The 10,150-nt window shown below is 35.6% G+C and carries 12 protein-coding genes; 10 read left to right on the plus strand and 2 right to left on the minus strand.

Going from position 1 to position 10,150, the window contains the following annotated elements; genetic code table 11:
* Positions 1 to 170 precede the first annotated feature (170 nt).
* The 3 genes from repM to WFH18_RS15245 are packed head-to-tail and all read left to right on the plus strand — an operon-like array spanning position 171 to position 1,768.
* Positions 171 to 1,106 (plus strand): replication initiation protein RepM, encoded by a 936-nt coding sequence (gene repM, locus WFH18_RS15235; protein WP_336755165.1) that lies wholly within the window; start codon positions 171 to 173, stop codon positions 1,104 to 1,106.
* A gap of 45 nt (positions 1,107 to 1,151) precedes the next feature.
* Positions 1,152 to 1,487 carry a hypothetical protein gene (locus tag WFH18_RS15240; RefSeq protein ID WP_058952626.1) on the plus strand — a complete coding sequence of 112 codons (336 nt, stop codon included), beginning with the start codon at positions 1,152 to 1,154 and terminating at the stop codon, positions 1,485 to 1,487.
* A complete protein-coding gene (locus tag WFH18_RS15245) occupies positions 1,487 to 1,768 on the plus strand; it encodes a hypothetical protein (RefSeq protein ID WP_336755167.1) in 282 nt (93 codons plus the stop codon). Before WFH18_RS15240 ends, WFH18_RS15245 begins: the two co-directional genes overlap by 1 nt.
* On the opposite strand, the gene WFH18_RS15250 is transcribed toward WFH18_RS15245, so the two are convergent.
* A complete protein-coding gene (locus tag WFH18_RS15250) occupies positions 1,765 to 2,049 on the minus strand; it encodes a mobilization protein (RefSeq protein WP_336755168.1) in 285 nt (94 codons plus the stop codon). The two genes, WFH18_RS15245 and WFH18_RS15250, sit on opposite strands and share 4 nt — an antisense overlap.
* 212 nt (positions 2,050 to 2,261) lie before the next feature.
* Between WFH18_RS15250 and mobQ (WFH18_RS15255) the strand changes: the two genes are divergently transcribed.
* The 4 genes from mobQ (WFH18_RS15255) to WFH18_RS15270 all read left to right on the plus strand — a co-directional run bounded on the left by mobQ (WFH18_RS15255) (position 2,262) and on the right by WFH18_RS15270 (position 6,866).
* Positions 2,262 to 3,215, plus strand: coding sequence for a MobQ family relaxase (gene mobQ / locus WFH18_RS15255; RefSeq protein ID WP_068534583.1), 954 nt, complete (start codon positions 2,262 to 2,264; stop codon positions 3,213 to 3,215).
* Entirely contained in the window at positions 3,212 to 3,682 is a 471-nt protein-coding gene (locus tag WFH18_RS15260) for a hypothetical protein (protein WP_046650746.1), read from the plus strand. Before mobQ (WFH18_RS15255) ends, WFH18_RS15260 begins: the two co-directional genes overlap by 4 nt.
* A gap of 567 nt (positions 3,683 to 4,249) precedes the next feature.
* On the plus strand, positions 4,250 to 5,119 hold the full coding sequence (locus WFH18_RS15265; RefSeq protein ID WP_279699037.1) for a hypothetical protein: 870 nt from the start codon (positions 4,250 to 4,252) through the stop codon (positions 5,117 to 5,119).
* Positions 5,120 to 5,924: 805 nt separating this feature from the next.
* Positions 5,925 to 6,866, plus strand: a complete 942-nt coding sequence (locus tag WFH18_RS15270; RefSeq protein ID WP_004729701.1) for a replication initiation protein — start codon at positions 5,925 to 5,927, stop codon at positions 6,864 to 6,866.
* Here WFH18_RS15270 and WFH18_RS15275 read toward each other — a convergent pair.
* Positions 6,856 to 7,125 carry a hypothetical protein gene (locus WFH18_RS15275; protein ID WP_048764069.1) on the minus strand — a complete coding sequence of 90 codons (270 nt, stop codon included), beginning with the start codon at positions 7,123 to 7,125 and terminating at the stop codon, positions 6,856 to 6,858. The two genes, WFH18_RS15270 and WFH18_RS15275, sit on opposite strands and share 11 nt — an antisense overlap.
* Positions 7,126 to 7,332: 207 nt before the next feature.
* Between WFH18_RS15275 and mobQ (WFH18_RS15280) the strand changes: the two genes are divergently transcribed.
* From mobQ (WFH18_RS15280) to WFH18_RS15290, 3 genes are all read left to right on the plus strand, one after another.
* Positions 7,333 to 8,286 (plus strand): MobQ family relaxase, encoded by a 954-nt coding sequence (gene mobQ, locus WFH18_RS15280; RefSeq protein ID WP_336755175.1) that lies wholly within the window; start codon positions 7,333 to 7,335, stop codon positions 8,284 to 8,286.
* Positions 8,283 to 8,753, plus strand: coding sequence for a hypothetical protein (locus WFH18_RS15285; protein ID WP_336755177.1), 471 nt, complete (start codon positions 8,283 to 8,285; stop codon positions 8,751 to 8,753). Before mobQ (WFH18_RS15280) ends, WFH18_RS15285 begins: the two co-directional genes overlap by 4 nt.
* Positions 8,754 to 8,976: 223 nt before the next feature.
* Positions 8,977 to 9,666, plus strand: coding sequence for a hypothetical protein (locus tag WFH18_RS15290; protein ID WP_336755179.1), 690 nt, complete (start codon positions 8,977 to 8,979; stop codon positions 9,664 to 9,666).
* The last annotated feature ends 484 nt before the right edge of the window (positions 9,667 to 10,150 follow it).

The raw sequence follows: 10,150 nt of genomic DNA on the forward strand, positions 1-10,150 counted from the left end.
CTTTTAGACCTTCTGAAACTATTGATATTAATAAGTTTAAAAGCCTATAAAGACACAGATTCCTTGCTATAAAGACACAGATTCCTTGCTATAAAGACACAGATTCCTTGCATAAAGACACATAATTGTTTAATGTGTCTTTATTCATATAATTATATAACGTGTTGAATATGAAGAATGGATTAGTAGTGAAAGATAATGCCTTGATAAATGCTAGTTATAATTTAGAAGTAACAGAGCAGCGTCTAATACTTTTAGCAATTATCAATGCACGTGAAACTCAGCAAGGAATTACGTCAGATAGCAAATTAGAAATACATGCTAGTGACTATGCCACCCAGTTTAATGTGAAAAAAGAAACAGCTTATGAAGCATTAAAAAATGCAGTAAATAATTTATTTGAACGCCAGTTCTCTTTTAGGGAAACGACAAAAAAAGGTGTTGGTATTGTTCGATCTCGCTGGGTAAGTCGAATCAAGTATATTGATGATTCAGCCATATTAGAGATTACTTTTGCGCCTGATGTGGTGCCGTTAATTACAAGGCTTGAGCAACACTTTACTAGCTATCAATTAAAACAGGTTTCTCAACTTACAAGTAAATACGCTATACGCTTATATGAGCTTCTCATTGCATGGCGTGAAGTTGGTAAAGTACCAAAGATTGAACTCTCTGAGTTTAGGGAGAAACTAGGTATTGGAGCTGATGAATACAAAGCAATGAATCACTTCAAAAGCCGTGTATTAGAACCATCTATCAAACAAATTAACGAGCATACAGACATTACTGTAAGTTATGAGCAATATAAAACTGGACGTATCATTACTGGATTTTCATTCAGATTCAAGCAGAAACAAACTCCTAAGATCGCAAAATCAATAGAAACTAAAAGAGATCCAAACACCCCTGACTTTTTTATAAAAATGACCGATGCGCAACGCCATTTATTTGCAAATAAAATGTCTGAAATGCCCGAAATGGGCAAGTATTCGCAGGGTACTGAAAGCTATCAACAATTTGCTATACGCATCGCAGATATGTTGTTAGAGCCTGAAAAGTTCCGAGAATTGTATCCTGTTTTAGAAAAAGTTGGTTTTCAGCCATAAATTAAAATATTCAGTTAAAATGACCTTTTCTTTAGAACTAACACAATGAAAAATTTATTAATTTTGGGAACAATATTCTTGATAACTGCATGTAGCCAATCTGAAACAGATAAACTTATAAGTGATCAGAAAAAGTTAGAAAAACAAATCATTGAGTTAAATAAACAAGCAGAGCCATTGGGCGATGAATGCAATAAATTAGTCGCTGAATACAAAGATGCTTTAGCAAAAAATAGCCCTGATACAGAAGCAAAAAAAGAAGCAGGTAAAAAAGTTTGCCAGCAAGCATTTGACCTGTCAAACAAAGCCTTAGAATTGCAAGGTGAGATTGTTAATATGCAGTTAGCTATCATTGCAGAAGATACTAAAGGAAAGAAATAATGAGCGCAGCTACGATACTGAAAGAAAGTGAAGCCTGCAATTTAGTTGGTTGGGTAATTATAGTTATTGGAATAATTTCAGGGGGTATTTTTATAGCTACTTTTGGCAGAATCGAAATTCCAAGTTCCTATTATGGAACAAGAACAGTTTGGTCTGGAGTAATGATAGCAACTGGAATCGGTATTGCTATAAATGGATTCTTAGCTGGATATTTATTCCAAAAAATAGCCAGCATTCTCCGATACCATGAAGCCAATCAACCTAAAATAGAAAAAAACTAATGATTCATTATAGGCAAATCAAAAAGCTGTCTATCTCGATCTTCAGTTAAATACTCGTTGAGTTCAGCGAGTATTTTTTCTTTGTTTGCTTCATTGGCATTCATCTTTTTAATCAAATAAGAACCGAGCAAAATTTTGCGTCTAGTATCGTCCTTTCTTTCCTGTTCCTTTTTCTTGTTTTTTTCTCTTGCTTCGATAGCCTGTTTTTGGGCTTTTAACTGTTTCAGCTTTTCTAACTGGGCTTCGATTTTCTTTTCGAGAGTTTCAGCAGCTTTTGTCATGATTCAGATTTCGGAAGATAGAAAATCACTCAAGCATAAGGCCCTATGAATTGAAATTCAAGCGGGCTATATGCTATCGTGTTTTTCATGAAATGCGCACTTACGACTTGGATTTCATCCAAGTCAAAGTTTGCGTAAGGGGAATCCCCTTAACCCCAAAAATCGCTACGCAATTTTTAAAAGCAAAAGCAAAACCATCACAAGGCTAAGGCATGGCAATTTATCACTGTACGACGAAGACTGTTAACCGAAGTTCGGGACGAACTGCGGTTGCATCTATGGCTTATCGTGCAGGAGAAAAATTGAAAGATGAACGGACAGGATTAACGCACGACTTTACGAGAAAAGAAGGTGTGGTTTATACCGAAATTATTTCTAATTTGGATATCGAATTAGACCGAAGCCAAGTCTGGAATATGGCAGAAAAATCAGAGAACCGAAAAGATGCCCGAACAGCACGTGAATGGGTGATTGCTTTGCCTGATGAATTAGATGAGGAACAACGAAAAGAACTGGCCAAAGAGTTTGCGCAATCTTTAGTAGACCGTTATGGAGTAATCGCGGATTTAGCCATTCATGCACCTAGTCAGAATGGCAGTGATAAAAATCATCATGCACATATCTTACTGACAACGCGCAAGGCCGAATTAGATCCAGAGCAGAATTTAGTTCTTAAAGATAAAGCCGATATTGAGTTAAGTAATACCAAAAGAAAAACACTGGGTATGGGAACAAGCCAGGAAGAAATTAAACAGATCCGTTCCACCTGGGCAAACCTAGCGAATCATGCCCTCGAACATGCAGGGTATCGGGAAAGAATCGACCACCGCAGCTATGTCGATCAAGGTAATCAGCTACAAGCCACTATCCATGAGGGTAGCAAGGTCACGCAGATGCGCAGGAAAGGTATAGATACTGAGATCAGTCGTTTCAACGACACGGTAAAACAGCAGAACAGCCAACAGCTCCAAAACAAACAACAGCATAAAGAAAAAACCTTAGAACAAGGGTTCAACCGTGTTGAGCAAGGCTTTGAGCAATGGAAGAAAGCACAGGAAGTTAAACGCCTAGAACTGGAACGTAAACAGCAATTGAAGCTACAGCAAGAACAAGCCATGAAGCAGAAACACCGCAAGAGCATGAAGAGAAGTGGACCATCGCTATGAGCAGCCAAAATGATTTAGATGATCAGTTGTATATTCTATTAGCCTCCATGAAGGAATATAGAGAAGCTATAGCAGATGATAACAAGCGATTAGAGACGTTTTACAACAAAGTAGCTAGTGGGGTACTAGAACAAAGCAAAAAGACCCTAAATAACGCAAATCAGGAAGCTACACGTGCCCTTCAAGGTCGCATCCATGAACTAGACAAGGCTACCGACAAATTGAACTACAGATTTATTGCCTTGTTATGTGCAATTTTCCTCAGTCTGGTGCTGGTTTTCCTGTCTTTTATATTTTTATTTATTCCAAGTTTTGATGAGATCAAGGAACGTCGTGCAGAGGCAGCGTGGCTAGAACAAAGATATAATTTAGATATTAGAAATTGTAATGATAAATCTTGTGTCCGAGTTATGAAAAATGACTGTCATGGAACGAATAAGGATTACTGTGTTATTGACCCTAAATAAATACTGGCAAGTACTTTGCTCGGTTCTTTTCTTAATCTTATTGCTACCGAATATCGCAAAGTGGCTCGACTTTGAGATATGGCAATAGCCATGTCTCAAAGTATCGAGCTTTACTTTTCATTCTTTATGTCCTATCTATTTGCTATAGGGAAGCATACTTTATAGCACTGATAGTGGAATTAATAATGAGAAGGCATTTGATTTTCCTAGCTTTTATAATAATGATTTTTATTTTAGCTCTCGTTGTTAAACTCGATAATGATCGGAAAAAATTTGAAGTATTCAATGAAGTAGAGACAACAAGCAAGTTTATACAAAAAAAACCATAGTTTTTTTATGGTTTTTTAAATACTTTATAAAATATAAATCCTTATTTGAGTTTCCATAACCCAGTATTCCATGACTGGGCTTTTTTTTATATTTTCAAATAGTGTTTTAGTAAAAATCAATCAAATTTCGTATAACAGCCATTATGTTAAATAAAAGGTATTTATGAGTACCTAATCCGACTTCTATAAAAGTGAATAATATATAATTGTTATATTATTCATATGTATATATTCTGAAATGAAGAAAAAAATTATTCCACGTGTTACTAAAAATCATCCAAAAACTAGTATGGGAAGTAAGAGAACCATTGAGGTTAGTATTTGCTACTGGGTCGATCTATTAGGTTATGGCTCAATGTTAAATAGCGTTGAATTCAATCCATTATCAAATAATGCCCAAATTAGCGTAAATAGGCTTAAATCATTTCATAACATGATTCGTAATAGCTCAAAGGCTAAAGTTTTTAACTCCTTAGCCTTAAATGATGGTGCAATTTTTTATAGAGATTTATCTCCTAGATCAAAATCAGTAACTTTCGACTTTTTAAACCGCGCTTATAAGGTACATAAGCAAATAAATGAACAAGAGAAAGAATTAGGGCTTCCTGGGTGCAGAAGTGTTGTAGCCGTAGGATTTAGAATTCGTGATAAGAATTATTCAAAAGATGATTTAAAAAATGGTATCGGACAATACCTCATTGACCAAGTAAAAAATAATACTATGTCTTTCGAAGAGGCTATTCTAAAAGCCCTTTCAATAAAGCCTTGCTATGATGTTGTACCAGAATTACAAGCAAATTTCGCCTTTACCAAGGCTTATTTGGCAGATGATGCTGGTTCTAAAGGTGGTTTTGGAGGGAATAACTTCTTTGTAGATTCTTCTATTTTTGATAAAGATATGCCCGACTTCATTAAAGTAAGTGATCAACAACCAAAACTAAATATTAAAGGGTTGGATCAACCATTTTTTAAAGTTGTTGAATTCGAAAATTTAAGAATTAATCATATTAATAAGGAATTACTAGATGCTTTCGAAGTTGCAGAGAAGCTCACAAATGATTCTTGTATTAACTTAAAGCTTAAAAAAATTGCTTGGAAAGATATTTAATTTGAAGTTTGTCTAAAATTAACATAATACACCTTATACGAAATACGTTATAATTCCACTTAGAAATCAATGCTGTAGTTTCTAGTTTATAGCCCAATCGAGCCCGTTTGGGCTTTTTTTATGATTTTTCATGTTCCACGGATATTCTTTAATCAATGTTCCACGGTTTTGATTAGATATTTTAATCATTCCAGTAAGAGCCGAGCGAGTGTCTACGAGCGACCACCTGGCATTAAAATTTCGCTTCTGCCTTTTCCCTGATTACAAGCTCCCTTTTGCTTCGTAACGAAAGATACAGAGCATCCCGAATGGGTGCGAACTGTATTGGTCAAATTCTAGAGGAGCGAAGCGAGCATAAAAACTACTGAGCGAAGCGAAGGCATAGTTTCTTTTTTTATTAAATCCTCAATTCATATTTGAAAAAAACAGCCCCTCAACCGAGCGAAAGCGAGGTTAAAACGTCCGAGCTTTAGCGAGGGCATAGGGCTGTTTTATTTTCTGTATTTTCCTTTTTTATCTTTTAAAAAGCTTTTAAAAGCTTTTAGACCCCCTTCTAGCCCATATCTAGCAAGGCTTTCAGACTTTAAAAAAGTACTTTTACCGGACAACTAAGTACTTTTACCGGACAAAACGCATTTAAAAAAGTACTTTTACCGGACTTAAAAAGTACTTTTACCGGACATTAAGGTACACAAATTTAGATGTACTTTTTTTAAAAAAGTACAAAAATAATAGTCAAATTTTAAGCAATAATATACTATATAGGTACATATCCGAAAAAGTACTTAATAGGCATTGTAGTTATATGGACGAAAATAAAAAAACGTATCCACCTTCTTGGGTTGTGATGCAAAATAATATTCAAGAATGTTTTAAGAGTATGAATATTGATGAAAAGCGTATATTGATACTTGCTAGTCCAATTGCTAGAACTACTCAAGCAACAGAAAAAGATCCTATTATGATTACCGCTGAAAAATTCGCTGAAGAGTGTGGAATTAAAACGCATTCAGCATATACACAGTTAGAAGTAGCAAGTAGAAATCTGATTAAGCGTAGTTTTTCTTATAACAATGAAAGAGGGAAACGTGTTCTGTCTAATTGGGTAATTGATTGCATTTATGAAGATGGAGGTATTGCAATTCGATTCCCTGAGATCGTTTTATTGATGCTTACAGAATTTGATAAATTAAATCCATATACAAAGTACAAAAAAGACATCGTACTTAGTCTAAAAAAAGATTACTCATTCGATTTTTATCACTTAGCTAAAAAACATCAGGCTATGGGAAAATTTGAAATGTCTTTAGAAAAAATAAGAACTGAATTTGGCTTACCTGAGTCTTATCACGATCTAAGTAATCTAAAAAAACGTGTTATCAATCCATCACTAGATGAGATCACAGCTAATACAGATATTGCCCTAACTTATGAAAACGTTAAAAAAGGGCGTTCTGTGGTTGGCTTTAAGTTTACTGTCAGAGAGAAGCCCAAGCCTAGATTAATAGCATCAGAGCGAGAGCAAGAAACACTAGATATATTCCGCAGTCTGTCTGATGGTCAAATCAATACCTACAGCTCTATTTTGTCAAAAGTAGGTAGTATTAGTGATCTAGCTGGAGCAAAAGACTATCAAGCATTTGCAATTTGGATTGCTAATATTTTACGAGATCCAAAATCAGTCAGAGAGGAAACCGCAAAACGTATATTTAAAGCCTTGCGGACTGAAACAGATTTTAAAGGTTAAAAAGCTGTCTATCCCGATCTTCTGTTAAATACTCGTTGAGTTCAGCGAGTATTTTTTCTTTATTGGCTTCATTGGCATTCATTTTTTTAATCAAATAAGAACCAAGCAAAATTTTACGTCGAGTATCATCCTTTCTTTCCTGCTCTTTTTGCTTTGATTTTTCTCTAGCTTCGATAGCTTGTTTGCGAGCCTTTAACTGTTTCAGCTTTTCTAACTGGGCTTCGATTTTCTTCTCGAGAGTTTCAGCAGCTTTTGTCATGATTTAGATTTCGGGATATAGAAAACCACTCAAGCATAAGGCCCTATGAATTGAAATTCAAGCGGGCTATATGCTATCGTGTTTTTCATGAAATGCGCACTTACGACTTGAACAAAGTTCAAGTCATCGTTGCGTAAGGGGAATCCCCTTAACCCCAAAAAACTGCTACGCAATTTTTTAAAAGCAAAACCATCAAAAGGCTAAGGCATGGCAATTTATCACTGTACGACCAAGACCGTTAACCGAAGTTCGGGACGAACTGCGGTAGCATCTATCGCCTATCGTGCAGGGGAAAAATTGACAGATGAACGGACAGGATTAACACACGACTTTACGAGAAAAGAAGGCGTAGCTTATACCGAAATTATCTCGAACTTAGACACTCAAATTGATCGTGCCGAACTCTGGAATCTGGCGGAAAAAACCGAGAACCGGAAAGATGCCAGAACCGCTAGAGAATGGGTTATTGCCTTGCCTGATGAATTGGATGAAGAACAACGCAAGGAACTTGCTAAAAACTTTGCCAAATCCTTAGTAGATCGCTATGGGGTAGTTGCAGATTTAGCGATTCATGCACCCAGCAAAGGTGGGGATGATAAAAACCATCATGCACATATCTTGCTGACAACTCGCAAAGCAGAATTAGACCCTGAAAATAAATTGGTCCTTACTCAAAAAGCAGAAATTGAACTAAGTAATACCAAAAGAAAAAACCTAGGCATGGGAACAAGCCAGGAAGAAATCAAACAGATTCGAGCCACCTGGGCAAACCTTGCAAATTACGCCTTGGACAAAGCAGGGTACAAAGAAAAAATAGACCACCGCAGCTATGCCGAACAAGGTAACGGCTTACAAGCCACGATACATGAAGGCAGCAAGGTTACTCAGTTACGCAGAAAGGGTATAGATACTGAAGTTAGCCGTTTTAATGACAATATCAAACAGCAAAACAATCAGCAGCTCCAATTCAAAGAACCCAAAAAGGAAAAAATCCTAGAACAAGGCTTCAGCCGTGTCGAAAAGGGTTTCGAGCAATGGAAGAAAGATCAGGAGGCTAAACGCCTACAACTGGAACAACAGCAGCAGTTAAAGCAACAGCAAGAACGAACCATGAAGCAGAAACAACGCCAAAGCATGAATAAAGATGGGCCATCTCTATGAGCAACCAAAACGATTTAGACGACCAGTTATATATTTTATTAGCTTCCATGAAGGAATATAGGGAAGCGATTAGAGACGATAAGAAGCGATTAGAGACGTTTTACACCCAAGTAGCTAGTGGGGTTCTAGATAAAGCTGAGAAGTCGCTGCAGGACACAAATAAACAGGCTATAGGAGCATTAAAGAGCCGTATTCAGGAACTAGACAAAGCAACCAGCCGCCTTAACTATCAATTTATTGTCGTGTTTGCCAGTGCCTTTGTAGCGTTGGTGATGGTGCTATTCTTGGCGTTATTTTTATTTGTACCAAGTATGGATGAAATCCAGCAGCGCAGATCGGAAGTGAACAACCTGAAAAAATACAGCTTAGACCTATCAAAATGCGATGGGAAAACATGCGTTAGAATTATAAAAAAACAATGTGGATATGGGAAAAATGCCGATTATTGTGTGATTGACCCTAAATAATTGCAGCTCATTACTTTGCTCTGTCTTTGTCTTTACTAACCTAATAATCAATGTCGCAAAGTGGCTCGACTTTGAACTATGGCTAAAGCCAAATTTCAAAGAATCGAGCTAAATTTTAATTTAACTTTTCAAAAAAATCTCCCTACCAAAAGGGATTATTAAAATAATATCCTTCATAATCATTAACTTGATAGATATGATATTGTGATTAATTGAGGGTGTTATGAAGCTTGAAGATAAAATATATTTTTCGGTTGGATTAACCGTTTTTCTAACAATTGCTTATTATTATTTTTACTCTTTTGTTGATTTATACCTAAGTAAACTATGTGACAAGTACGTATGCTTTAAATTTCTTACGTACTCAGAATTGCTGGCGATTTGGGTTGCTCTTATAGGTTTGTCTTTTGTTGTTTCATCATTAGATGACTGGAAAAACCAATATAAATTTGAGAAAGCCACGAAAACGATAGCTGAACTCAACAACATAATTTATCTACTTAATTTCTTAGAAAGTAGAATTAACGATATGATTATCAAGAGCAAAAGAGATAATTTTATTGGTTTATCTTCTATAGAATCGGATTTTAAAGAACAAGTATCAAAAGAAGATATCTATTCACGACTGTCTCACTTAGAAGAAATTATAAATTACGAAAAAAACAATCTTCATCAAAAAAAATTTGAAGATTTATTCATTAAGTTCAATAATTTAATTATTAATACTCTATCAAATATTGCCCAGTCTGATTTAAGTGAACCTGCTTATGGGGATGATTATTTCGCAGATCACAATGTAAATAGAAGAAAGAAAGCCGTTGAGAAAATAGAAAATATTTTAAAAAAATTGAGATTCGAGTCTAAAGAAATTCAAAAAGAATATAGGGATTTAAAAGAATTACTTCATTTATAAAATCAAAGATATTCATTTTTCGATAAAACTATTTTTTACCAGACAATAGAAACAGAGCGAGTGTCTACGAGCGATCATCTAGCATCAAAATCTATGTGCTTTCTCTTTCTGATTACAACGCTCCTTGTTAGTTCATAGAGGGATTAACAGAGCAAAGCGACTAGATTTCATTTGATTCATGAACGAGCGAAGCGAGCATAAAGCTTTCTGAGCGAAGCGAAGGCATAGTTTCTTTATTAAATACTCAATTCACCTTTGAAAAACAGCCCCTCAACCGAGTGAAACGAGGTTAAAACGTCCGAGCTTTAGCGAGGGCATAGGGCTGTTTTCATGTCTACTTAGGCTTTTATATATATTTTAAAGTTTTTAAATGCTTTTAGACCTTCTGAAACTATTGATATTAATAAGTTTAAAAGCCTATAAAGACACAGATTCCTTGCTATAAAGACACAGATTCCTTGCTATAAAGACACAGATTCCTTGC

This window comes from Acinetobacter sp. USHLN143 (assembly GCF_037145695.1).
Taxonomy (GTDB): domain Bacteria; phylum Pseudomonadota; class Gammaproteobacteria; order Pseudomonadales; family Moraxellaceae; genus Acinetobacter; species Acinetobacter fasciculus.